This window comes from Allobosea sp. OAE752 (genome assembly GCF_050433265.1).
Lineage (GTDB): Bacteria > Pseudomonadota > Alphaproteobacteria > Rhizobiales > Beijerinckiaceae > Allobosea > Allobosea spartocytisi.
On sequence record NZ_JBNPXO010000002.1, the window covers coordinates 514,117 to 538,605 of the forward strand.

General features: G+C 67.5%; 18 protein-coding genes and 1 tRNA gene. 8 read left to right on the forward strand and 11 right to left on the reverse strand.

Annotated features, from left to right (window positions below; translation table 11 throughout):
* Nucleotides 1-77: 77 nt before the first annotated feature.
* The 3 genes from GGC47_RS07375 to GGC47_RS07385 form a co-directional block, all read right to left on the reverse strand.
* Nucleotides 78-416, reverse strand: coding sequence for a hypothetical protein (locus tag GGC47_RS07375; RefSeq protein WP_038358732.1), 339 nt, complete (start codon nucleotides 414-416; stop codon nucleotides 78-80).
* An 83-nt stretch (nucleotides 417-499) separates the two neighbouring features.
* Entirely contained in the window at nucleotides 500-1,006 is a 507-nt protein-coding gene (locus tag GGC47_RS07380; RefSeq protein WP_112764025.1) for a c-type cytochrome, read from the reverse strand.
* A 110-nt stretch (nucleotides 1,007-1,116) separates the two neighbouring features.
* On the reverse strand, nucleotides 1,117-1,758 hold the full coding sequence (locus tag GGC47_RS07385) for a YoaK family protein (RefSeq protein ID WP_142021846.1): 642 nt from the start codon (nucleotides 1,756-1,758) through the stop codon (nucleotides 1,117-1,119).
* Nucleotides 1,759-2,166: 408 nt separating this feature from the next.
* Here GGC47_RS07385 and GGC47_RS07390 point away from each other — a divergent pair, with 408 nt between their 5' ends.
* From GGC47_RS07390 to GGC47_RS07410, 5 genes are all read left to right on the forward strand, one after another.
* Nucleotides 2,167-3,732 (forward strand): 2-isopropylmalate synthase, encoded by a 1,566-nt coding sequence (locus GGC47_RS07390; RefSeq protein WP_112764027.1) that lies wholly within the window; start codon nucleotides 2,167-2,169, stop codon nucleotides 3,730-3,732.
* Between the two features lie 363 nt (nucleotides 3,733-4,095).
* Nucleotides 4,096-5,373, forward strand: coding sequence for a solute carrier family 23 protein (locus GGC47_RS07395; RefSeq protein WP_142021847.1), 1,278 nt, complete (start codon nucleotides 4,096-4,098; stop codon nucleotides 5,371-5,373).
* A 141-nt stretch (nucleotides 5,374-5,514) separates the two neighbouring features.
* A tRNA-Lys gene (locus GGC47_RS07400) sits at nucleotides 5,515-5,590 on the forward strand.
* 201 nt (nucleotides 5,591-5,791) lie between these two features.
* Nucleotides 5,792-6,295, forward strand: a complete 504-nt coding sequence (locus GGC47_RS07405) for an MgtC/SapB family protein (protein ID WP_248312498.1) — start codon at nucleotides 5,792-5,794, stop codon at nucleotides 6,293-6,295.
* 198 nt (nucleotides 6,296-6,493) lie between these two features.
* Nucleotides 6,494-6,670 (forward strand): hypothetical protein, encoded by a 177-nt coding sequence (locus GGC47_RS07410; RefSeq protein WP_185747939.1) that lies wholly within the window; start codon nucleotides 6,494-6,496, stop codon nucleotides 6,668-6,670.
* A gap of 19 nt (nucleotides 6,671-6,689) precedes the next feature.
* Here GGC47_RS07410 and GGC47_RS07415 read toward each other — a convergent pair whose 3' ends face one another.
* Together GGC47_RS07415 and GGC47_RS07420 are read right to left on the reverse strand one after the other, a co-directional pair.
* Entirely contained in the window at nucleotides 6,690-7,277 is a 588-nt protein-coding gene (locus GGC47_RS07415; RefSeq protein WP_248311082.1) for an acyloxyacyl hydrolase, read from the reverse strand.
* Between the two features lie 298 nt (nucleotides 7,278-7,575).
* Complete coding sequence (locus GGC47_RS07420; RefSeq protein ID WP_142021848.1) at nucleotides 7,576-8,964, reverse strand: M20 family metallopeptidase; 1,389 nt, start codon at nucleotides 8,962-8,964, stop codon at nucleotides 7,576-7,578.
* A gap of 82 nt (nucleotides 8,965-9,046) precedes the next feature.
* Between GGC47_RS07420 and GGC47_RS07425 the strand changes: the two genes are divergently transcribed.
* Entirely contained in the window at nucleotides 9,047-10,507 is a 1,461-nt protein-coding gene (locus GGC47_RS07425) for an SNF2-related protein (protein WP_429067511.1), read from the forward strand.
* 82 nt (nucleotides 10,508-10,589) lie between these two features.
* On the opposite strand, the gene malQ is transcribed toward GGC47_RS07425, so the two are convergent.
* Together malQ and glgB are read right to left on the reverse strand one after the other, a co-directional pair.
* Nucleotides 10,590-12,653, reverse strand: a complete 2,064-nt coding sequence (gene malQ / locus GGC47_RS07430) for a 4-alpha-glucanotransferase (RefSeq protein WP_142021849.1) — start codon at nucleotides 12,651-12,653, stop codon at nucleotides 10,590-10,592.
* Between the two features lie 60 nt (nucleotides 12,654-12,713).
* Nucleotides 12,714-14,924, reverse strand: a complete 2,211-nt coding sequence (glgB, locus tag GGC47_RS07435; RefSeq protein ID WP_142021850.1) for a 1,4-alpha-glucan branching protein GlgB — start codon at nucleotides 14,922-14,924, stop codon at nucleotides 12,714-12,716.
* A 187-nt stretch (nucleotides 14,925-15,111) separates the two neighbouring features.
* On the opposite strand from glgB, the gene GGC47_RS07440 reads away from it, so the two are divergent.
* On the forward strand, nucleotides 15,112-15,390 hold the full coding sequence (locus GGC47_RS07440) for a DUF2934 domain-containing protein (RefSeq protein ID WP_370954322.1): 279 nt from the start codon (nucleotides 15,112-15,114) through the stop codon (nucleotides 15,388-15,390).
* Nucleotides 15,391-15,549: 159 nt separating this feature from the next.
* Here the strand turns inward: GGC47_RS07440 and glgA are convergent, their stop codons facing one another.
* Nucleotides 15,550-17,079 (reverse strand): glycogen synthase GlgA, encoded by a 1,530-nt coding sequence (gene glgA, locus GGC47_RS07445; RefSeq protein WP_142021852.1) that lies wholly within the window; start codon nucleotides 17,077-17,079, stop codon nucleotides 15,550-15,552.
* Between the two features lie 210 nt (nucleotides 17,080-17,289).
* Between glgA and glgX (GGC47_RS07450) the strand changes: the two genes are divergently transcribed.
* Nucleotides 17,290-19,377: a glycogen debranching protein GlgX gene (gene glgX, locus GGC47_RS07450; RefSeq protein ID WP_142021853.1), complete on the forward strand. Its 2,088-nt coding sequence runs from the start codon at nucleotides 17,290-17,292 to the stop codon at nucleotides 19,375-19,377.
* A 224-nt stretch (nucleotides 19,378-19,601) separates the two neighbouring features.
* On the opposite strand, the gene glgX (GGC47_RS07455) is transcribed toward glgX (GGC47_RS07450), so the two are convergent.
* The 3 genes from glgX (GGC47_RS07455) to GGC47_RS07465 all read right to left on the reverse strand — a co-directional run bounded on the left by glgX (GGC47_RS07455) (nucleotide 19,602) and on the right by GGC47_RS07465 (nucleotide 24,451).
* Nucleotides 19,602-21,542, reverse strand: coding sequence for a glycogen debranching protein GlgX (gene glgX / locus GGC47_RS07455; protein WP_142021854.1), 1,941 nt, complete (start codon nucleotides 21,540-21,542; stop codon nucleotides 19,602-19,604).
* Between the two features lie 124 nt (nucleotides 21,543-21,666).
* Nucleotides 21,667-24,144, reverse strand: a complete 2,478-nt coding sequence (locus tag GGC47_RS07460) for a glycogen/starch/alpha-glucan phosphorylase (RefSeq protein WP_142021855.1) — start codon at nucleotides 24,142-24,144, stop codon at nucleotides 21,667-21,669.
* Between the two features lie 127 nt (nucleotides 24,145-24,271).
* A complete protein-coding gene (locus GGC47_RS07465) occupies nucleotides 24,272-24,451 on the reverse strand; it encodes a hypothetical protein (RefSeq protein WP_112764038.1) in 180 nt (59 codons plus the stop codon).
* Nucleotides 24,452-24,489: the final 38 nt, after the last annotated feature.

The following is a 24,489-nucleotide window of genomic DNA, read 5'->3' on the forward strand; positions in this document are numbered from 1 at the left end:
TCTTCGCTGGTCGAGCGTTGCGTTCAAGACGTGGATGCTCGCCACAAGGACGAGCATGACGGCGGGGGTTTTACGACTCAGCCCGGATAGCCGAACTTCGTCTTGGTCGCGTGGAGCTGGCCCAGCGCTGCGCCCTCGTTCCCGGCGGAACAGGTCGCGCTGGCGCGGCTGAGATCGGCACTGGCGCGATCATGCACGCTCTTCGTCGTGTGGCCGATGGCGACGTCGTTGTCGAGCACGGCCTGGAAGCGGGCGATCTCGCCGGCGCAGCCCGAGCCCGTCGGCATGTGGAAGGTCGAGGGCGTCACGCCCGGCGCTGCCTGTTCAGGCGGCGGGGCGGGCGGTGTCGCGACGGAAGCCGTCTGGCAGGCCGACAGCAGGATGGCGGAGAATGCAAGAACAGGCAGATGGCGCATCGGAAAACTCCGCAGATGCAAGTCGAGCCGACGATGTCTGATTCTCGCGATCAGTGAAATCGCGCGGCCGCTCGACCCGCTCTCTATTGCGGCATGACGACGGAGAGGCGGGGAGCGGTCGCCTTTTCGTCGGGGCCGACGATCGCCGGGACCCGGTTCGCGATGGGCTTCAGGCTCTTGAGATAGGCAGCGAGCGCGAAAGCGTCGGCGTCGTTCAGCTTGCCATAGGCCTTGTAGGGCATGGCGGGAGCGAGGATGCGGCCGTCGGGCCGGGTTCCCAGGCGGACGGCCTTGACGATGTCAGCCTCCGACCAGGAGCCCAGCCCCGTCTCATGGTCGGATGTGAGATTGGGCGGAAAGAAGGTGCCGAGGCCCGGAATGTGAAAGCCGACCTCCGATCCCGCCAGCCGGCGTTGCATGTCCGGCTTGCCGAGAAAGATGCCGGGCGTGTGGCAGCCGGCGCAATCCATGATGTTCGCGAGGTATTCGCCGCGCCTCAGCTTCTCCTGCGATGGGGCCGTCTGCGCGGTGAGGGCCGCCGGCACCGCGAGGGCAAAGAGGGTGAGCGCGCCCAAGATCGCTTGCCGCATGACTGTCCCCAGCGCTCGAACCGGTCGCCCGACCGGACTTCGTCCGTCCGGTCCCGTCACTTTCCGGCATAGGTGACGTTGGGGCAGCTTAGCATTGCTCCAACCAAAATCTAGTCGTGTTCGGGGATGAAGAGGGCCAGCACGGTGAAGACCGCCGCGGCCGCCGCTGCGAGCCAGATCGCGTCCAGCCCGATCCGGCCATGGGCCACGGCGCCCATGATCGCGCCGCCGAGCAGGCCGAGCCAGAGGATGAAATGGCGCAGGAAGGCGAGCTTCGGCCCGCCGAGCAGGGCGCCGGCGATGCGCTGGCCCATCTTCACCAGCGTGCCGGTCATGTAGGTCAGCCCGATCGAGACCTCGCCGTCGCGCTGGAAGACGCCGTTCTCGGCGCCCATGGCCAGCGCCAGGACGCCGGCTCCGGCCATGCTCAGGCCCAACCTGTCGAGCGAGGCCGAGATCAGGAGGGCGAAGGTCACGAAGGCCAGCACCGACGCCTTGCGCCGTCGATGCCCGAAATGCCCGGCGAGCGAGCCGCAGATGACGCCGCCGACGAAGAGCCCGAGGATTATCGCCGCCAGCGCGATGCCACCGGCATGGCGCCCCGCGAGCTCGATCGCGAAGCGGGTGGTGTTACCGCTCATGAAGGAAACGAAGAAGCCGCCGAGACTGAGGAAGCCGAGCGCGTCGACGAAGCCGGCAAGGCCGGTGAGGCAGAAGGCGAGCCCGATGGCGGGGCGGTCGTAGCGCATCATGGGCGCGGGTCTCCGGCAGCGCGAGGCCGGGTCTCCAGCGCGGCGCGACCGCCGGCCGAATCGCGCAACGGCAGCATAATCCACAGAGGGCCTCTGTCATTTGTCCTGCGAGGCATGAGACACATGCTTGCGCTCGGGCGGTTCTTTCGGTTACATCCTGTCCCGTCGATTTGAGGAACGCCCGTGGTTTCGACCGCCCGCCATGACCTGACGAAGGACTGCGCCGCTGCGCAGATCGTCGGCATGTGCGCTCGCGCTCCGCTTTCGCTTCTTGGCCTTCTTCTCCTTAGCCGCCCCTGAGGGCCGGCCGGGCATGCTGCCTGGGCGCTCAGGGGATTGACGAGAACCGCCAATAGAAACCCCGCGCCCTCATCGACCGCAGCGGCGCACCGACACCGGAAGCAGACCATGACGAACCCGACCCAGACCGGCGGCTCCTCGAAAGAGCGCGTGCTGATTTTCGACACCACCTTGCGCGACGGCGAGCAGTGCCCGGGCGCCACGATGACCTTCGAGGAGAAGCTGGAGGTCGCCGACGCTCTCGACATCATGGGCGTGGACATCATCGAGGCCGGCTTTCCGATCGCCTCGGAAGGCGATTTCGAGGCCGTCTCGGAGATCGCGCGCCGGCTGAAGCGCGCCACGGTTGCCGGCCTCGCCCGCGCGATCAGCGCCGATATCGCCCGCGCCGGCGAAGCGGTGCGCCATGCCGCGAAGCCGCGCATCCACACCTTCGTCTCGGTCTCGCCGATCCATCTGGAATACCAGATGCGCAAGAGCCAGCAGGAAGTGCTGGACATCATCACCGCGACGGTGACGCAGGCCCGCAACCTGGTCGAGGATGTCGAGTGGTCCGGCATGGATGCCACGCGCACGCCGATCGATTATCTCTGCCGCGCAGTCGAGACCGCGATCAAGGCCGGCGCGACCACGATCAACCTGCCCGACACGGTCGGCTATGCCACGCCCGACGAATACCGCGCCATGTTCAAGGCGGTCCGCGAGCGCGTCCCGAATGCCGACAAGGCGATCTTCTCGGCCCATTGCCACAATGATCTGGGCCTCGCGGTCGCCAATTCGCTGGCGGCGATCGAGGGCGGCGCAAGGCAGGTCGAATGCACCATCAACGGCATCGGCGAGCGCGCCGGCAATGCGGCGCTGGAAGAGATCGTGATGGCGCTGCGCGTACGCGGCGATGTGCTGCCCTACGAGACTGGGATCGACGCGACGCAGCTGATGCGCGTCTCGAAGGCGGTCTCCGGGGCCTGCTCCTTCCCGGTGCAGTACAACAAGGCGATCGTCGGCCGGAACGCCTTCGCCCATGAGAGCGGCATCCACCAGGACGGCATGCTGAAGAACAACACCACCTATGAGATCATGACTCCGGCCTCGGTCGGCGTGACCAAGACCTCGCTGGTGATGGGCAAGCATTCCGGCCGCGCCGCCTTCCGCTCCAAGCTGAAGGAGATGGGCTACGAGCTGGGCGACAACCAGCTCGAGGACGCCTTCACCCGCTTCAAGGCGCTGGCCGACCGCAAAAAGCATGTCTACGACGAGGATATCGAGGCGCTGGTCGACGAGAACATCGCCACCGCTCATGACCGGATCAAGCTGGAATCGCTGACGGTGATCGCCGGCACGCGCGGCCCCCAGCGCGCCACCATGAAGCTGGACGTCGAGGGTCGTCACGTCACCGAGGAGGTCGAAGGCAACGGGCCGATCGACGCCATCTTCAATGCGATCAAGGCGATCGTGCCGCATGAGGTGGCGCTGGAGCTCTACGACGTCCATGCCGTGACCGAGGGCACCGATGCGCTGGCCGAGGTGACGGTGCGGCTCTCTCGCGACGGCTCGTCGGTCACCGGCCGCGGCGCCGATCCGGATACGCTGGTCGCTTCGGCCAAGGCCTATCTGGTGGCGCTCAACAAGCTGATCGCGCGGGGCGGGCGCCTGCACGCACAGGCGGCAGAGTAAGGCGCAATACCTTCTCCCCTTGCGGGAGAAGGTGGCCCTCAGGGCCGGATGAGGGGTCGCGCAGGTCCGAAGCTGCGGTGTTCGGCTCGCGATCGGCGTCGCGAGAGCCCTCACCCTGACCCTCTCCCGCAAAGGGGGAGGGGATTGCCGGGGCAAGCCCGGGGTATGATGGCCGATTTCTCCTGATTCCGGTGGATGACGCCGGCGCCATCTGGCGCCGGCCCCGCTCTTGCCTTCATCTGCTCTTCCGGTGCGGTCGCTCCCCGGCGACCTGGAGCGACGCTCCAGGCTTCCTGGTAACGATCACGTTTGATCGTACTCGCACGGGTTCGCGCGAGCACGACGCGATCTTTTGGGGGAGCGATGGCGATGGGCTATTTTCCGAACTGGACCTTGAAGACCTCGGGCGCCGTGCTGCCCGATGAGCGGCTGCCGGCGGGACAAACCGTCGTCGCCGGCCTGCAGCATGTCGTTGCGATGTTCGGCTCGACCGTGCTCGCGCCGTTGCTGATGGGCTTCGACCCCAATGTCGCGATCTTCTTCTCGGGCATCGCGACGCTGCTGTTCTTCGTCATCACGCGCGGGCAGTTGCCGAGCTATCTCGGCTCCTCCTTCGCCTTCATCGGCGTCGTCCTCGCGGCGACGGGCTATGCCGGCACCGGCCCCAATCCGAATATCGGCGTGGCCCTCGGCGGCATCATCGCCTGCGGCGTGGTCTATGCGGTGATCGGCGCTATCGTGCAGGCGGTGGGCACGCGCTGGATCGAGACGCTGCTGCCGCCGGTGGTGACCGGCGCCGTCGTCGCCGCGATCGGCCTCAACCTGACCTCGGTCGCGATCGGCATGATCTCGGCCAGCCCCTATACCAAGTGGATTGCGCTCTTCACCGTCGTCGCGGTGGCGCTGGTCGCGGTCTATGGGCGCGGCCTGGCGCAGCGCCTGCCCGTGCTGATCGGCGGGCTTGCCGCCTATATCCTCTACGCACTGACCGCGCCGAGCTTCGGCGCGCAGGCGATCGATTTTGGCAAGATCGGCGCGGCCGCCTGGTTCGGACTGCCGCATTTCGTGGCGCCGGTTTTCGACACCAAGGCGATGGCGCTGATCGTGCCGGTCGCGATCATCCTGGTCGCGGAGAATCTCGGCCATATCAAAGGCATCTCGGTGATGACCGGGCGCAATTTCGACCATCTGATCGGCCGCGGCTTCATCGCCGACGGGCTGGGCACCGTGATCGCGGGCGCGGGCGGCGGAACCGGTGTCACCACCTATGCCGAGAACATGGGCGTGATGGCGGTGACGCGGGTCTATTCGACGCTGGTCTTTGTCGCGGCCGGCATCATCGCGATCCTGCTCGGCTTCTCGCCGAAATTCGGCGCGGTGATCGGGACGATCCCCGTCGCGGTGCTGGGCGGGCTCGCGGTCGTGGTCTTCGGCCTGATCGCCGCCACGGCGGGCCGGATCTGGGTCGAGAACAAGGTCGATTTCTCCGAGCCGAAGAACCTGATCACCGTCGCGACCGCGCTGATCCTCGGCGCGGGCGACCTCAAGCTGCCGATCTTCGGCTACGAGCTCGGCGGCATCGGCACGGCGACCTTCGGCGCGATCGCGCTCTATCACCTGCTCAACCGCCGCGCGGCGTGACAATTCACAGGCACGTCGCAGAAATTCGGCGGGCCTGCAAAATTTCTGTCATGGATGGGTGGACAGGGCGGGGGGCCTTTGCTACACGCCCCCTGCCTGACGCGGCCATCACCGCCGCGACGGCGACGCTTCGTGGCGTATGGGTGATTAGCTCAGTTGGTAGAGCAGCTGACTCTTAATCAGCGGGTCGTAGGTTCGAGCCCTACATCACCCACCACGGATTTTCCTGAAAAATCAAAAGCCTGAACTCCGGAAGGCACTGTGCCTTGCGGCGGGCCGGGGATGAGGCGAGCCTGCGAAAGCCTCGCGCGGTTCATGTCGTCGCGCGACATTCGCGCTGCCGCTTCACCGTCCCGGAACCCTCGGAAACCGGGGGCGAGCCCATTGTGCCACTGGACCGGAGGGCAGCCTCCGGCTCATGGTGGATCGGCCGGGATCGGGCAGTGAGCGGATGGGGGCGGCGGTGGAAGCCGAACAGCTTCTTCGATTGGTGATCGGCATGGCCGCCGGCCTCGTCATCGGCTGGCAGCGGACGGTGCGGCACAAGAATGTCGGCATCCGGACCTTCGGCCTCGTCGGGCTGGGGACCGCAGCGGTTTCCAGCCTGTTCAGCGAGACGCTGCATCCCGACGCGGCAAGCCGCATCGTTCAGGGCGTCCTGACCGGGATCGGTTTTCTCGGGGCCGGGCTGATCATCCGCCGCAACAACGACCTGATGCCGCACGGGCTGACGACGGCGGCCGCGATCTGGGTCACGGCGGCGCTGGGCTGCGCGGCCGGACTCGGGCATTGGCAGGTCGCCGGAGCCGCGACGGTGCTGGCGCTGGTCCTGCTCTTCCTCGACCATTCGGTGGAGCGCTGGGTCGCCGGACGACCGCCGCCGCCGAAAGAGCTACGGGACGACGGCCCGAAGGCGGACTAGGAGCTTCCATTCCGGCGTGCCTGCGCGGGCGATAGGGGGCTGTCTCGGCTTGCCGGCCGGCGGCGGACGAACCTTTGCGCGATTGCGACGTTCCCTTCGCAGGAAGGTCGATCGCAAATGATGATAGCTAATCATGGGCTCGCTGCCGGGCCCGGTAACACTCCAGCCGTTCCCGAGCCGCCGCCGGAGGCACCGCCCTTGACGCCGGGCCAGGTGCCGCCGGCGCCGCCGGTCGAGGTTCCGCCCGATGCGGAGCCTCAGGGCATCCCGACCGAGCCGCCGCCGGAGCTGCCGCCCAATGCGCCGCCGGAAGCTCCTCCGGCCACGCCCGTCGACCTGCCGCCCGGGCGCGATCCGCGCCAGCCGCAGGAGTGAGGGGCGTCCGGCCGGATCCTCAGAAGACGTAGCCGACGCGCACGCCGTAATTGGTCATGCCCTGATTGTCGTTGCAGAGGCCGGCGTTCGACAAATGCTCGACCGTGGCCATGACGCTCCAGTTCTGGCTGATGCGGTAGCCCAGCGAGGCGGATTCACGAAACAGAGGCGAGCAACCGAGGGCGAGCCTGTTCCGTGGAACGAAGTCGCTCGTCTTGCCATTGTGGAAGCCCAGGCCGAAGCTGGCTTCGGCGAAGAGCTTGTCGGTGAAGTCATAGGTCCAGGTGAAGCCGGCATAGACATGGCTGGTATCGCCGGCGGTGTTGATGGTGGTGCCGAGATGGATGCGCGGCACGAAGAACGCCATCACCGGATCGGCCGGCTGGAACGGCTTGACGAAGAGGAGCTCGAGATTGACGTCCGCGCTGCCGCTCTCTCGTCCGGCGGGATTATGCGCGAGAACGCCGCCACGCAGCTCAGAGATCAGGCCGACCCCGACGGCTGGCGGCGCATAGGCCAGGGGAGTTGTGAGATCAGCCGCGTTGGCGGCCTCGAAACCGAGGAGGCCGACCATAACCAAGAGCAGGACGCCCAGAGACAACTGCATAGACCGCATGCGTCGAATCCCCGCTGTGATTCGCCAAGGCTAACAAATCTCGTGCCAGGGAGAATCGCCAAAACATGGTTTGCACTTCGTTAATGACAGGTGTGGCGCCGTCGCCACTTGTTGCAGGCGGCCGTCACTGCGGGACATGCTGCTTATGGCCGAAATCCATCGCAGAACACGGCGCCTGACAACGGATCCGGGATCGGCGCCGCGGGGCTCCTCCTCGGTTCCGACCAAAGGTCGGCCCGAGGATGGCTTGTCCCGGAACGACGGTGCATTCCCTGAAAGTCCGCTGCGCCTAGACTGCGGGCGCCTCGCCCGAGCCGATGTCCCAGTAGAGCCCGGCCATGGCGGTCAGCCCCTCGCGGGCGATGGCGATGGGCAGGTGCTCGTCCGGGGCGTGCTGCTGGCAGCCGGGATAGGAATGCGGCACCCAGATCGTGCGCAATTTCAGGATCTCGGCGAAGATGTCGTTGGGCAGGGAGCCGCCGAGATTGGGCAGCAGCGCCGGCTTCTTGCCCGTGCTCTTCGCGATCGAATCGATGGTGAACTGCACCCAGGCATCGTCCGGATCGAGCCGCGTCGCGCCGAAGCGCTCCGTGCCGGGCGTGACGATCTCGACCATCGGGAAGCCGTGGCGGTCGAGATGACGGCGCAGCGCCGGAACGACGTCATGCGGGTCGATGCCGACGACGAAGCGCAGGCCGCAGCGGGCCCAGGCGCTCGGCGGGACGGCGTTGACCGGCGTTTCCGGCACGCCGGACTTCATCGCGAGCACATCGAAGGAGCACCAGCCGAAGACCTGTTCGGCGGGCGTGAGGCCGGCCTCGCCCCAGTTCGGATCGATCTGCGGGCCGTCGGGGCCGCCATCGACCTCGCAATCGGCGACCGCGCGGCGCACCGCGGCGGGCAACTCCTTCGGCACCCATTCATGGATGCGGATCTGGCCGGTGGGCGAGGTGATCGAGGCGATGGCATGGGCGAGCTGGATCGCCGGATCGGACAGCAGTCCGCCCCAATTGCCGGAATGGTGGCCGGCATCGCGGGCCTTGATCTGCAGGTCGAAGGTGATGACGCCGCGGGCGCCCAAGAACACCGTCGGGCGCTCGGCATTGAGGCGCGGCCCGTCCGAGGCGATCAGGATATCGGCCTTGAGCAGCTCGGCCTCGTCGGCGCAGAGCTCGCGCAGGCCGGGCGAGCCCGATTCCTCGCCCATCTCGATCAGATATTTGGCGTTGAAGCCGAGCTTGCCGCGCGTCTCCAGCACGGTGCGCAGGCCGTTCAGGTTGATCAGGTGCTGACCCTTGTTGTCGACGACGCCGCGGCCGTACCAGCGGCCGTTCTTCTCGACGAGCTTCCAAGGTGAGAGGCCTTCGCTCCATTGCGCGTCGAGGCCGCGGATGACGTCGCCATGGCCGTAGCCGAGGATGGTCGGCAGGGCAGGGTCCTCGATGCGCTCGGCATAGAGGAAGGGGCCCTTGGCCTTGGGATGGGTCAGGATGCGGCAGGCGAAGCCGAGCCTCTCCAGCAGCGGGCGCATCTCCAGATCGAGATATTCGGAGAGGACGGGCGCGCGATCGGGGTTCTGGCTTTCGCTGGGCATCGCGACGAGGCGTGCGAGGTCGCTCTTCATGCGGCCTGAATCGAAATAGTCCTGAGCTTTCGCAATCGCCTGCGCGCGGGTCATCGTCGGTCCTCTCCCGGATTCGAGGCCGGCACAGTGCCGGTGGACGCCGGCTTTCGCCAGTGCCAAGAGAGCGGGATGCGCCATGCCGGACGATCAGGGCATCTGTGGCGCCGTCTGCCGGAACCACGCTTCGTCGCCCATGACCTTCATCCCCCATCCGCATCAGCTCGTCGCGCGCGACGCCATCCTGGCCGCACGGGCGAAGGGGGCGGCCGGCTTCCTTCTCGGCGACCTCACCGGGCTCGGCAAGACGCTCTCGGCCTGGCTCGCGCTCTCGGCCATGCCGGAGGAGGAGATCCTGGTGATCTGCCCGAAGGGGGCGATCCCGCAATGGCGGCGCACCATCGCGCTGTCCGGCCTGCCGGCGAAGCGGGTGACGCTGATGAATTTCGAGAAGACGAAGTCGCTGCTCGCCCCGCCGGCGGACTCGAAGAAGCGCTCGACCCGCGCCAAGAACAACGAGCTGGCGAAGCTCGGCACGCCCAAGCGCATCTGGCCGCTCGTGGTGATCGACGAGGCACACCGCATCCGCAACCCGTATTCGCAGCAAGGGCTGGTCTGCCGGCAGATGGCGGCGGCCGCCGATTTCACGATCTATATGAGCGCGACCGCCGGGCAGTCGCCGCATGAGCTCTCCTATCTCGCGGGCCTGCTGGCCAAGGCTGCGGGCATGCCCTCGGCCGATCTCGATGGTTTTCGCGCGCTGATGAAGCGATTGAAGATCGGCCGGGCCAAGGGGCGCTGGAAGAACTGGAGCTGGGAGCCGAACGAGACCGACCGCAAGGTGATGGCCGATCTGCTCTATCGCGGCGCGAATGCCATCGGCCTGCGCCGCCGGCCCGAGGAGATCGCCGGTTGGCCGGAGGTGCAGCGGGAGCTTGCGCCGGTCGCGCTGGATGCGCCGTCCCGCAAGCTCTACGAGGCGACCTGGCGCGAATTCCGCAAGGAGCTCGGGCTTGCCGGCGGCTCGACGCGCAAGCCGCAGGGCTGGGCGGCCGATCTGCGCTTCCGCCAGAAGGGAAGCCTGCTGCGCATCGCCGGCACGGCCGATTTCTGCGAGGATTTGCTCGGCAACGACGAGCAGGTCGCGATCTCCGTCGCTTTCCTCGAGACCAGCGCGATGCTCGCGGAAACCTTGCGCGGGCGCGGCTGGCGTACGGCTGAAATCAACGGCGAGCATTCCGGCGCGCAGAACGAGGAGACCCGCATCGCCTTCCAGACCGGGCAGCTCGACGCGGTGATCTTCACCGTGACCGAGTCGATCTCGCTGCATCGCGGCGAGATGCCGGGCGGCGAGCGCGAGCGGGCGCTGGTGATCCACGACATGCGCCACAGCGCGATCCAGCTCCAGCAGATCGAGGGGCGCTGCCACCGCGACGGCCAGCACGCGACGATCTTCTACGCCTATGCCGAGGATACGGTGGAGGAGGCCGTCGCCGCGACGGTGATCCAGCGCATGGCGGCGATGGAGGGGCTGGCGGGCGATGACACGCGGATGCTGGAGGCGATCGCGGAGATCGTCGAGGGGCGGGCGACTGCTTGAGAGTTTGCCAGCAAGGGCGCGGGAGCCCTCTCCCGAGTGGGAGAGGGCTCCCGCGCTTCAGACGGCAGCGCGTGCGGGGCTATCAGGCGTCCTCGCGCTCCGGCCCGAGATGGGCCAGCCGCTGCCGCACCTTCGCGTCATCCAGCAAAGCATCCGCATCGCCTTCGAGCCGATGCCGCCAGTTCGGCTTTTCGGTGATGGTGCCGGGCACGTTGGGCTGGGTCCTGATGCCGAGCGCGTCTTCCATCGGCAGGATCTTCAGCGTGCAGGGTGTGGCGGCGACGTAGCGGATCGCGGCGTCGACGACCGGGTCGGTGTTGTCCGGCTCCGGCCGCTCGCCCTCGACGAGGCCGGCATTCTGGAACGAGCCCCAGAGCAGGCCGCGATCCCAGGCGCGAATGCCCTGATGGTCGACGCCATCATCGACCGGGTCGATGTCGGAGCCGGCCCACCAGCCGGCGGTCGGCACGAGGTCGTGGGTGCTGGTCAGCGCGACCGCGCCGGCGTCCCATTCCCGCGGCGGGACATAGCCGTGATCGGTGCGTTCGAAGCGCAGCACGCGCAGGCCCGCGACGCCTTGCTCGTGCAGGTAATCGCGGAAGCCATAGGGCAGCGTGCCGAGATCCTCGCCGATGACGATGGCGCGGTGGCGCCAGGATTCGAGCGCGATCAGCCGGAACAGCGTCTCGGAGGGGAAGCCGACATAGGCGCCTTCCAGCGCGCTCGCGCCCTCCGGCACCAGCCAGAGCCGGCTCATCCCCATGACATGGTCGATGCGGATGCCGCCGACATAGCGCAGGCTCGCCCGCAGCGTCTCGATGAAGGGCGCATAGCCGGTGGCGGCGAGGCCGCGTGGCGAGAAGGTCGTCAGGGCCCAGTTCTGCCCCTCTGCGGCGTAGTAGTCGGGCGGGGCGCCGATGCTGAGCCCATGCAGGATGTCGTCCGGCCGGCTCCAGGCATGGCTGCCGGCACCGTCCATGCCGATGGCGAGATCGGCGATCAGCCCGACCTTCATGCCGGCCTCGCGGCAGGCGCGCTGGGCTTCTCCATAGGAGCGGCCGGTGAGCCATTGCAGGAAGACCTGATAGGCGATCTCGTCGGCATGCTCGGCCGCGAAGGCCGCAACCTCGGGGTTGTCGGGGTGGCGGTAGGCGGGCTGCCATTCGCGCCAGCTTTTGACGGTCGGATCGCGCGTCAATTCGATGGCATGCAGCGCCTCGAAGATCGCATGGCCTCGCAGCAGCGGAGAGGCCTCGGCGAGATGGCGCTCGAAATCGGCGCGGGCGGCCTCGGTTCCGCTTGCAGCGGGATCGCGCAAGGCGTCGAACAGGGCGCGCAGCAGTCTCTGCCGGGCCGGCGTGGCGGAAAGCCAGTTGATCTGGGCCAAGGCGGAGAGGCGAGCCATCTCCTCCGCCAGCCCTTGTCGCGCGATGACGTCCCGGATCAGTGCGTCCGGCAATGCAGCGGCCGGGTCGGCATGGAGCGGGTTGTAGAACAGCCGCGTCGAGGGCGAATAGGGGCTGAACAAAGCGGGCAGGGCGCCATAGAGAGCGTGGACGGGGCTGATCGCCAGCGCGTCTGCTCCGCGGGCAGCGGCAGCGCGGCCGAGCGCGGCGACGCCGCCGAAATGGCCGATGCCGCCATCCTCCGCGCTGCGCAGGGAATAGATCTGGGCGGCGAGGCCCCAGCCCGGCCTGCCATCGTTCAGATCGGCGAAGGTGATGCAGCGTTCCGGCGCGGTCGCGACGGTGAAGTCGCCCTCAGCGGCGTGCACGGTGTGATAGCCGGGTTCGTCGAAGGGCGGCAGGGTCAGCGCGCCCTCATAGCCTTCGATCGTCGTCACGACGCGGCGAGCCCCGCTTTCGAGCGTGACCTCGACGGATTGTCCCGGCTCGCCCCTGAGCGGCAGGCCGACCGGCTGGCCGATGCGCGCGGTGGTGAAGCGGGAGCCCAGGCCCATAGAGCCGCCTTCGGCGAGCGAAAGCGAATTGCGCAACGCTTCGTCATTGTCGGCCGGCAGGCCGAGCGCGGCGAGGATGGCGCGCAGACTCTCGGGCGAAACCTGACGCTGCGCGCCGGTCTGGTCCGTCCATTCAGGCGCGATGCCGGCGCGGGTTGCAAGCTGGCGCAGGATGTCGTCGCTCATCGTGCGCTCCACACGAGGTCTGTCATCGGAACCGGGCCGCCATGAGAAATCCAGCCACCACTAGCCGCCGGCACTTCCATGCTCCAGCACGATCAGCGCCAGCGGCGGCAGGGTCAGCGAGAGCGATTGCCGCTGGCCGTGGGCGGGGATCGCTTGCGCACGCGCCTGCCCGCCATTGCCCAGGCCCGAGCCGGCATAGATGTCCGCGTCGCTGTTCAGCCGCTCGCGCCAGAGGCCGGCGGTGGGAACGCCGATGCGATAGTCGTGGCGCGGCACCGGCGTCATGTTGGCGACGACCATGAGCGGCGGTTTGCCGTCGCCGGCCGAGCGGGTGAAGGCGAAGACGGAATTGGCGTTGTCGTCGGCGATGACCCAGCCGAAGCCTTCCGGCTCATGGTCGAGCCGGTAGAGCGCCGGCGTCGCGCGGTAGAGCGCGTTGAGATCGCGGACGAGCTGCATGGCGCCGCGCCGGCGGGTGTCGCCATCATCCGGCCAGGGGAAGGGGGCATCGACATTCCATTCCTGCTCGGCGCCGAACTCGCAGCCCATGAACAAAAGCTTCTTGCCGGGATGGCTCCACATCAGCGCGAGGCACAGGCGCAGATTGGCGAAGCGCTGCCAGTCGTCGCCCGGCATGCGCGCCAGCAGCGAGCCTTTGCCGTGCACGACCTCGTCATGCGAGATCGGCAGTACGAAATTCTCCGAGAAGGCATAGATCAGTCCGAAGGTGACATCGTCGCCATGGTGGCCGCGATGGATCGGGTCACGCGCGAAATAGCGCAGCGTGTCATGCATCCAGCCCATGTTCCATTTGAAGTGGAAGCCGAGCCCGCCCAGGTGGACCGGGGTGGTGACGCCCGGCCAGGCGGTCGATTCCTCGGCGATGGTAACGGCGCCGCGCCCGCGGCCGCCGACCAGAGTGTTCAGCTCCTGGAAGAACGAGACCGCTTCGAGATTCTCGCGCCCGCCATACTGGTTGGGCACCCATTCGCCGGGCTCGCGGCTGTAGTCGCGGTAGAGCATCGAGGCGACGGCATCGACGCGCAGCCCGTCGAGATGGAAGGTCTCTACCCACCATAGCGCCGAGGCGATCAGGAAGCCGCGCACCTCGCGCCGGCCGACATTGTAGATCAGCGTGTTCCAGTCGCGGTGAAAACCCTGGCGCGGGTCCTCGTGCTCGTAGAGGGCGGTGCCGTCGAAACGGGCGAGACCGTGGTCGTCCGAGGGGAAATGCGCCGGCACCCAGTCGAGGATGACGCCGATGCCGGCGGCATGGCAGCGATCGACGAAGCGGGCGAAAGCCTCGGGCGGGCCGAGCCGCGCGGTCGGCGCGAAGAGGCCGAGCGGCTGGTAGCCCCAGGAGCCGCCGAAAGGATGCTCGGTGATCGGCATCAGCTCGACATGGCTGAAACCCATGTACCGGAGATAGGGGATCAGGCGCTCGCTCGCCTCGTCCCAGCTGCCCATCTGGCCCCATTCGCTGCGCAGCCATGAGCCGACATGGACCTCATAGGCCGCCATCGGCTCGTTGACCGGGTTGGCGCGCTCGCGCCGCGCCAGCCATTCGGCATCGCTCCAGGCGAAGTCCGGCGCGGCGGCGACGATCGAGCCGGTGCGTGGCGGCTCCTCCTGCCGGCGGCCGAGCGGGTCGGCCTTCCAGGGCAGATGCTCGCCATGCGGGCCGGCGATCGCATATTTGTAGACCGCGCCGGGGCCGATGCCGGGGACGAACAGCTCCCAGATGCCCGGGCCGAGGCGCCGGCGCATCGGGTGATGGCGGGCGTCCCAGCCGTTGAAGTCGCCGACGACGGAGATATGCGAGGCATTCGGCGCCCAGACGGCGAAGAGCACGCCCTCGATACCGTCGAAGACACGGGGATTGGCGCCGAGGCGGGTCGCGAGGTCGAAATGCCGGCCTTCGGCGAAGAGATAGATATCCTCCTCGGAAAGCAGCAGGCCGAAGGCATAGGGATCGGCCGCCTCGATGATGCCGTCCGGCCAGGACACGCGCAGCCGGTAGGGCTCGTCGGCCGGGCACAAGGCCTCGAAGAGCCCGTTGCCCTCGGCGATCATGGCCACGGCCTTGCGCGTATCGCCCTCGCCGGTGACGAGTTCGACGTAATGGGCGCCGGGCAGGAAGGCGCGCACCACGCTCTCATCGCCGACACGGTGCCGGCCGAGCACGGCGAAGGGGTCGGGATGGCGCGCCTCCTCCAGCAGGAGGATATCGTGCGGGGGAAGCGACGGAAAATGGACGCGAGACTGGGGCATCAGGGGCGGTCGAACCGGTTCGGTGAGGACTCCACGGCGCTCGCGGAATCGGTCATGATGCAACGCAGCAGAGGCGCTTTCCGTTCCGGCCGCAAGATGCTGCCCGCGACGCTCATTCTCGCACGGAACCAAGTGTTTGCAGCCCGGTTGTTTCCCCGGGTTTCAGCCTGGTGCAGGGAGAATGTCGATGAGCCGCGAGCAGATCGTCAGGGATACCGCCTACGCCATCTGGGAGGCGGAGGGACGCCCCGACGGACGCGACGGCGAACATTGGCGCCTTGCCGAGGAACGTGTCGCGGCGAGTCTCAAGGAACCGGCACCCAAGGGCGGGATCCCCAAGCCGAAAGCGCCGGTGAAGGGCAAGGTCGAGGCCGGCGCGGCCAAGACCGCTCCGAAAGTCGCTGTTGCGAAGGCCGCCGCTCCGCTCAAGGCGGCAGCGACCAAGGCGGCGCCCAAGAAACGCTGAGATCCCACCGAACAACGCGGTTATCCCGGGCTTGACCCGGGGTCCGTGCCTGAGCTTGTCCGAACGGGGTTCAGGCATGGGTCCCAGCCCTGATTCCAGCTCTCCGCGTCGCTGCGTCCGGGACGATACCCGCTTCCAGCGCCAGGGTACCAGCCCCGCTCAAGCGGCCAGCGCCCGCGCATAGACATCGGCATAGCGGAAGGTGGGGCGGCGCCAGTCGAAGCGCTTGGCCATGGCGTGCTCGCGCATCTGCCGGAAGGCCCGCTTGGTGCGGAAGGCGTCGAAGGCGCGCACCACCGCCGAGGTCAGGCCCTGGCCGGTCAGCGACGAGAACAGGAAGCCGGAGAGACCATCCTCGATGGTGTCGACGAGGCCGCCGGTGCGATAGGCGATCGGCAGGGCGCCGGAGCGCTGGGCATACATCTGGCTCAGGCCGCAGGGCTCGAAGCGCGAGGGCATCAGCAAGAAATCGCTGGCGGCGAAAAGCCGGCGCGCCTCACCGTCGTCGAAGCCGATGCGGGCGGCGACGGCGCGCGGATATTGCCGTGCCAGCCGTTCGACCGCCTCCTCCAGCCGGGGCTCGCCGCGGCCGGTGACGATGAGCTGGCCGCCGCTGGCGACGATGCTCTCGGCCGCCTCGAGCGAGAGGTCGATGCCCTTCTGGTGGACGAGGCGCGAGACGATCGAGAAGAGCGGGCCGCGCGAATCCGGCAATTCGAAGGTCTTGCGGATCTCGGCGGCGTTGCGCCGCTTCCACTGGCGGACGATCTGCTCGGAGGTCTTGCCGCCTTCGATCAGCGCGTTCCAGCTATCGTCGATGCCATTCACGATACCGGTGAGCCGGCCTTCGTCCATCCGGGTTTTCAGCAGCCCTTCGAGGCCGCAGCCATGCTCGGGCGTGGTGATCTCGTGGGCATAGGTCTCGCTGACGGTGGTGACGTGCGAGCCGTAATAGATGCCGCTCTTCAGGAACGAGATCTTGCCGTGGAACTCGGCGCCGTTGACGTTGAAAGCGAGGTCGGGAATGCCGAGCGCGGCCATGCGCTGCGGCTGGTAGAGCCCCTGATAGGCGAGGTTGTGGATCGTCAGGATCGAGGGCGTCGCCAGGCCCTTCCAGCGCATATAGCCGGGCGCCAGGGACGAGGGCCAGTCATTGACGTGGATGATGTCGGGCTTCCAGTTGGGATCGGCCTCGCCGGCGGCGATCTCGGCCGCCGCCAGCGAGAGCCGGCCGAAGCGGAGGTCGTTGTCGCCGAAGTCTCCGCCGGCGAAGGGGCCGTAGGGAGAGCCTTCGCGGTCATAGAGTTCGTCGCAGAGCACGGCGTAGATCGTCAGCCCGTCTGCCGTCGCGAAGCGCCCGAGCGACCAGGGCGGCAGGCTCGCGGTGCGCGGCATCTGGCGGACGATGTCCATCGCCGGCCTTGCGGCACGCACCTGTCGGAAACCGGGGAGCAGCACGCGGACATCGCAGAAGGCGCGCAATTGGCGGGGCAAAGCGGTCGAAACCTCGCCGAGGCCGCCGGCCTTGATGAAGTCGCCCATTTCGGAGGTGACGAACAGCAGCTTGGTGGTCGCCGGGATCGGCGAGGAGCGCTCGGCCGGGTCGTCCTTGACGACGGCGGCGTAGATCAAGGCGTGGCCGGATGTCGAGGAGACAGTGTCGGTCTCAACCAGCTTCAGATCCGCCATCGTCACGTCCTCGGCACATCGCCCGTCAAGAACAGATCACAAAGGTTAAGGTTCCAGGGTGCACTGCAAAATAAAGAAGCAAGATCGGGGCCGGTTCGCCGGAACCGCGCCAGGGGCGGGACGTTGCAACCTCCGCGACAGAATGGCGGAGCGATATGACAGGGCCGTTGCGGACGCCGCATCGCCTGCCGATGAGAAGAGGCGGGTGGCATGGTGGATAAACAGGCGCAGGCGTTGAGGATCGAAGCCGGCCGGGCTTCCGAGCTCGGCGCCGTCCATGACGGGGAGGGCACGAATTTCGCGCTGTTCTCCGCCTATGCGGAAAGGGTCGAGCTCTGCCTCTTCGACGAGAGCGGGGCGACCGAGACGGCGCGGATCACGCTGCCGGAATATACCGACGAGATCTTCCACGGCTATCTGCCGGGCGTGAAGCCGGGCCAGCGCTATGGCTACCGCGTTCATGGCCGCTTCGCGCCCGAGGAAGGCCACCGCTTCAACCCGAACAAGCTGCTGCTGGACCCCTACGCCAAGGAGTTCTCGGGCGCGCTCGCCTGGGACGACGCCCATTACGGCTATGAGGTGGCGGCGAAGCTCGACAAGGACCTCACCTTCAGCACGCTCGACAGCGCGCCCTTCATGCCGAAATGCGTGGTCTGCGACTGGAGCGCCGATCCGAAGGCCCCGGCGAAGCCGATGGTGCCCTGGGATCGCACGATCTTCTACGAGACGCATGTGCGCGGCTTCACCAAGCTGCACCCGGCCGTTCCGGAGGCCAGGCGCGGCACCTTCGACGGGCTCGGCGAGAAGGCGGTCGTCGACTATATCAGGAGCCTCGGCGTCACCTCCGTCGAGCTCCTGCCGGTGCAGGCCTATCTCGACGACCATCATCTCGTCGCCAGGAAGCTCTCCAACTACTGGGGCTACAACACGATCGGCTTCTTCGCGCCGATGCAGCGCTATGAGGGCCGGGCCGGGCTCGCCTCCTTCCGCGACATGGTGCGCCGCTTCCACGATGCCGGCATCGAGGTGATCCTCGACGTGGTCTACAACCACACGGCCGAGGGCAACGAACTGGGGCCGACGCTCTCCTTCAAGGGCATCGACAACTTCTCCTACTATCGCACCATCGCCGGCAAGCCGCGCTATTACGTCAACGACACCGGCACCGGGAACACGGTCAATACCAGCCATCCGCGCGTGCTGCAGATGGTGATGGATTCGCTGCGCTATTGGGCCGAGGCGATGGAGGTCGACGGCTTCCGCTTCGATCTCGGCACGATCCTGGGGCGCGAACCGGAAGGGTTCGATCCGCGCGGCGGTTTCTTCGACGCGATGGGGCAGGACCCGGTGCTGAGCAAGCTCAAGCTGATCGGCGAGCCCTGGGATATCGGGCCGGGAGGCTATCAGGTCGGCGGCTTTCCGCCGGGCTGGGCCGAATGGAACGACAAGTACCGCGACACGCTGCGCGCCTATTGGAAAGGCGAGGAGGGGCTGGTGCGCGATCTCGCCGCGCGCGTCACAGGCTCGGGCGACATCTATGACGAGCGCGGGCGGCGGCCCTGGGCGAGCGTCAATTTCGTCACCGCCCATGACGGCTTCACGCTCGCCGATCTCGTTTCCTACAACGACAAGCACAATGCGGCGAATGGCGAGGACAACAAGGACGGCCACGGCCACAACCTGTCCTTCAACTACGGCACCGAGGGACCGACGCAGGACAAGGGCATCATCGCCGTGCGCGAGCGCCAGAAGCGCAACCTGCTCGCCTCGCTCCTGCTCTCGCATGGCACGCCGATGATCCTCGCCGGCGACGAGCACGGCCACTCCAACCGAGGCAACAACAATGTCTATGCGCAGGACAATGAAACCGCCTGGCTGCGCTGGGAGGAATTGACGAAGCGGGACGAGGCGCTGGCCACGTTCGTCACGCGTGTCATCGCGCTGAGGACCGAGCACCCGATCTTCCGCCGCGCCTCCTACCGCGACGGCTGCGTGCTGCGCTGGGTCAATCCCGGCGGCGGCGACCAGCAGGAAGAGGAATGGGACGATCCCGGCCTGCGCGCCATCGGGCTCTTGATGCACATGCCCGACGTGGAGGAGGGCGGCGACGAAGCGCTCATTCTTTTCAACAGCTTCGACGGAGAGGTTGTCTTCCGGATTCCGCCGCGGGTAAAGGCCGGTTCATGGGCTGTCGTCCTTGACACCGAGACCGGGCCGGACTCAGACGAGGGCCGCAAGGGGCTGAAGGCGGAGCAGGAGATCACGCTCTCGCCGCGATCGCTGATCGTGCTGATGTGAGGCCGCTTCCGGCGCAGGCGGCCCCGGGCGTCATGAAGGTGACATGAAGGCGCCGGAGCCGCGACGCTTTTCCCTTCTCCCGGATGGGAGAAGGTGGCGCGGAGCGCCGGATGAGGGCCTGCGCTTGCCGTTGAAGGCGCGACGGAACCGTCGCATTTTGGCGATGGGCGGCGGTCCCTCACCCCGGCTCTTCTCCCATCCGAGAGGGGTTTCCAGCGCTCTTTCTATGATGGTCTGGGGAGTCGCCAGAGGCTGACACTACGGAGCGGTAGTTCGCTGCCAACGCCATCGGTCGATGTGAACAGCTTTTCCCAACCCTCCCCGGGGAGCGCCAGCGGCACGCCCTCCCGCCCTCGGTTGACCGCGACCAGCAGGCTTTCCTCGGTCCCGTTCAGCTGCAGGCAGAAAGCATCGAGGCCGTTCCAGTCGCCATCGCCGATCCGGCTGCCATCCGGTTTCAGCCAGAGCGCGTCGGGCGGCTCGCCGGCGCCGGTGAGGAAGCTGTCGGCGGTCAGCAAGGGATGCTCGCGGCGCAGTTTCGCGAGCGCCGCGACGAAGCCGATCAGCGCATCGTCCGCCCTCTCCCAATCGAGCCAAAAGCCAGCATTATCCTGGGCATAGGCGTTGTTGTTGCCATGCTGAGTCCGGCCGAATTCGTCGCCGGCCGTCAGCATGGGAATGCTGCGCGAGAGGAAAAGCGTCGCCAGCAGGGCGCGGATATCGCGGTTGCGGGCCTCCGTGACGGCCGGATCGCGGCTTGCGCCCTCGATGCCGTTGTTCCAGCTATGGCTGTCATTGTCGCCGTCGCGATTGTCCTCGCCATTGTCCTCGTTGTGCTTGGCCGCGTAGCTGACGAGATCGGTAAGCGTGAAGCCGTCATGGGCGGCGAGGAAGTTGACGCTTGCGTCGGGGCCGCGATGGCTGATGGCGAAGAGATCGGAGGAGCCGGCGAGGCGGGTCGCGAGCGCGCCCGCCATGCCGGCATCGCCGCGCCAGAAGCGGCGGACATCGTCGCGGTAGCGGCCATTCCATTCGGCGAAGGGGGCGGGGAAATGGCCGAGCTGGTAGCCGCCGGGGCCGATGTCCCAGGGCTCGGCGATCAGGATGCTCCGCGACAGATCGGGATCCTGCAGGATGGCGGCGAAGAGCGGAGCGTCCTGGGAGAAGCCCGTCTCCGTCCGGCCCATCACCGTGCCGAGGTCGAAGCGGAAGCCGGCGACGCCGAGGCTGCGCCAGTGGCGCAGCGCATCCATCGCCATCCGGACGACCGGGGCGCGGTCGAGCGCGACCGTATGGCCGCAGCCGGTGTCGTTGACGAGTCGGCCTGGGTCGTCGGCAGCGTGGCGATAATAGACCGCATTGTCGAGCCCGCGCAGGCCGATCGTCGCGCCGTATTCGTCGCTCTCGGCGGTGTGGTTCAGCACGACATCGAGGATCACGCCGATACCGGCCCGCGCATAGGCGCCGCAGAGCCGGCGCAAATCCGCCCCGCCGCCGGGGGCGAGGCGAGGATCGGGCGCAAAGAAATTGACCGGGTTGTAGCCCCAGGCATTGGCGAGGCCGAGCGGCGGGAGATGGCGCTCGTCCATCCAGGCGGCGATCGGCATCAGCTCGACATGGCCAGCGCCGAGCCGGTGGAGATGCGCGACGATAGCCGGCTCCATCAGGGCCGCGAGCGTGCCGCGCAGGCGCTCCGGCACGGCCGGATGGCGCATGGTGAAGGATCTGACGGCGAGCTCGTAGATGAGGCGAGGCGGCTCGCTTCTGCTGCCCTCGAGACGCCCTTCCTCTGGATGAGGGCTGGGACGGCCGGCAACGATGCAGCGCGGCACCAGATCAGCCGTCTCCTCGCCATGCCGCGCCAGTTGCGGATCCCAGAGGAAAGCCCGGTCGAGCAGCGTGGCATAGGGATCGACCAGCAGCTTCGAGGGATCGAAGCGGTGGCCCTGCTCCGGCTGCCAGGGCCCTTCGACGCGCAAGCCATAGCGCAGGCCCGCGCCGGCACCGGGCAGGAAGCCGTGGTGGATGTCGCCGCTGCGGCAAGGCAGCGGCAGGCGGGCGATTTCGGTGTCCCCGGTCTCGTCGAAAAGGCAGAGGAGGACGCGCTCGCCGTTACGCGAGAAGACGGCGAAGGTGACGCCGCCTTCGGAGACAGTCGCGCCCATGTGGGCGGGCAGCGGGCAACGGAGGATGCTGGGGTTCGTCATTCTCGGGCGGAGCGCAGCGCAGACCCGAGAATCTCTGGCAAGAGATGCCCGGGGCAAGCCCGAGCATGACGCGCCGCGGCGATCATTCTGCTGTCTGGGCGGGCAGGCCCACCGGCACATTCCAGATCCGCTCGGCATATTCTCGAATGGCGCGATCGGCGCTGAACCAGGCGCAATGGGCCGTGTTCGTCACCGACATGCGCCACCACGTCGCCGGATCGGCCCAGAGGCCGTCCACATGGCGCTGCGCCTGCCGGTAGCTCTCGAAATCGTTCAGCACCATGAACCAGTCATTGGCGCGCAGGCCATCGACGAGGCCCTGGTAGCGCCCGCGCTCGCGGGGCGAGTAGGCGCCGCCCGCAACGGCGTCGAGCACGCCTTCCAGATGCGGGGTCGCGGCGATGACCTCGGCGGTCGGGCGCGGATTGCGCTTGGCGGCCTCGACCTGTTCGGCCGTCATGCCGAAGATGACGATGTTGTCCGCGCCGACGCGCTCGCCGATCTCGATATTGGCGCCGTCGAGCGTGCCGATGGTGACGGCGCCGTTGAGCGCGAACTTCATGTTGCCGGTGCCCGACGCCTCCATGCCGGCGGTGGAGATCTGCTCCGAGAGGTCGGCGGCGGGGATGATGACCTCTGCCAGGCTGACATTGTAGTTCGGCAGGAAGACCACCTTCAGCCGGTCGCGGGTGGTGATGTCGTTGTTCACCACGGCCGCGACGTCGTTGATCAAATTGATGATCGACTTGGCCGTGGCGTAGTTCGAGGCCGCCTTGCCGGCGAAGATCTTCACGCGCGGCGCCCAGTCGCGATAGGGCTCGGAGCGGATGGCGTCGTAGAGCGCGATCGTCTCGAGGATGTTGAGGAGCTGGCGCTTGTATTCGTGGATGCGCTTGATCTGGACGTCGAAGAGCGCGTCGGGGTCTACGGTGACACCGCAATCCTGACGGATGATCTTCGCGAGCTTCAGCTTGTTCTCGCGGCGGATGGCCATCAGGCGTTCGTGGACGGCCTTGTCGCTGGCATGGGCGCCGAAGCGGCGGATCAGCCCGATATCGTCGAGGACCGCCTCGCCGCAGGTCTCCTTCAGCAGCTTCGTCAGTCCCGGATTGGCGTTGAACAGCCAGCGGCGCGGCGTGATGCCGTTGGTGACGTTGGTGATGCGGTCCGGGAAGATCCGGTGGAGCGGGGCGAAGACCGTCTCCTTCATCAGGTTGGAATGCAGCGCCGAGACGCCGTTGACCTTGTGCGAGCCGACGAAGGCGAGATGGGCCATGCGCACGCGCCGGCCATGGGACTCGTCGATGAGCGAGAGCGTCGCCAGGTCGGCATCCGGTTGCTCGCGCCGCACGCCGTCGAGGAAGCGGGCATTGATGCCGAAGATGATCTGCATGTGGCGTGGCAGCAGCCGCTCCATCAGCGCGACCGGCCAGGTCTCCAGCGCCTCCGGCAGCAGCGTGTGGTTGGTGTAGGAGATCGTCGCGTTGGTGACCTCCCAGGCCTGCTCCCAATCCATCTTGTGCTGGTCGATCAGCAGGCGCATCAGCTCGGCGACGGCCAGCGATGGATGGGTGTCGTTGAGCTGGATCGCGACCTTGTCGGCGAGGTCGTCGAGCCGGCCGAACTGGCGGTAGTGCCGGCGCACGAGATCCTGCAGCGAGGCCGAGGTGAAGAAGAATTCCTGCCGCAGGCGCAGTTCCTGCCCGGTCGGCGTGGAATCGTTGGGATAGAGCACCTTGGAGATCGCCTCGGCGCGATTGCGCTCGGCGACGGCGCCGATCAGGTCGCCCTGGTTGAAGGCGTCGAGCGAGAGCGGGTGCATGGCGCGCGCGCGCCAGAGCCTGAGCGTCGTGGCTTCCCGCCCGCGCCAGCCGACGATCGGCGTGTCATAAGCGACGGCGAAGACCGTCTCCTCCGGCGCCCAGAAGATCTCGCCCGGCTTGTCCGTGCCGGTGACGGAACCGCCGAAGCCGATCTTGTAGGCGCTCTCGCGCCGCTCGAACTCCCAGGGATTGCGGAAGGAGAGCCAGTCCTCGGGCACCTCGATCTGCTTGCCGCCGTCGATGCGCTGCTTGAACAGGCCGTGGTCGTAGCGGATGCCGTAGCCCAGCGCCGGCACGCCGGTCGAGGCCATCGCCTCCATGTAGCAGGCGGCGAGCCGGCCGAGACCGCCATTGCCGAGCGCGGCGTCGGGCTCGATCGTCTCGATCTCGTTGAGGTCGACGCCGAGCTCGCGCATCGCCTGCGCGAACGGGCCGGTGAGGCCGAGATTGTTCAGCGTATCGGCGAAGGAGCGGCCGATCAGGAATTCGAGCGAGAGGTAATAGACCCGCTTGCGGCCGGTGTCGTAGCTCTCCCGGGTGGAATGCTGCCAGACGTCGACGACGTGATCGCGCGCCGCCAGGATGCCCGCCGTCAGCCAGTCATGCGGCTGGGCGACCGCCGGATCCTTGCCGAGCGAATAGGCGAGCTTGCGCAGGATCTCGGCCTTGAGCCGCTCGACCTGATCGTCCGGCTCGAAATGGACGGCTGGCTGCGGGCTGGTGGCGGTCTCGGTCACGCGCGGTCTTCCCTGGCTGTTTCGAGCGCCGGGAGTGTCAGGGGATTGCCGGCGGGTGTCCAGCCGAATTTGCCGCAGTGCGGTATGAAGCTGCCGCACGGCCCCGCGTGCTGGTTTTGGGCGCCGGTCAATTACCGCCCGGGCGGGCGTCGTCACGGACACGCCCGCCAAGCTGTTTTGCGCCCTCGACCGAGGAATCCGTCAGCCTGACGATGCTGTTCCAGGCTTCGCGCGTATAGACACCCTGATGAACGACGGCGTCGTAGCCGACGACCAGGACGATGATCACCAGAAGCAGGCGGAACACGAAACTCTCCTCTCGATACCGCGCTATCAACGCGATGG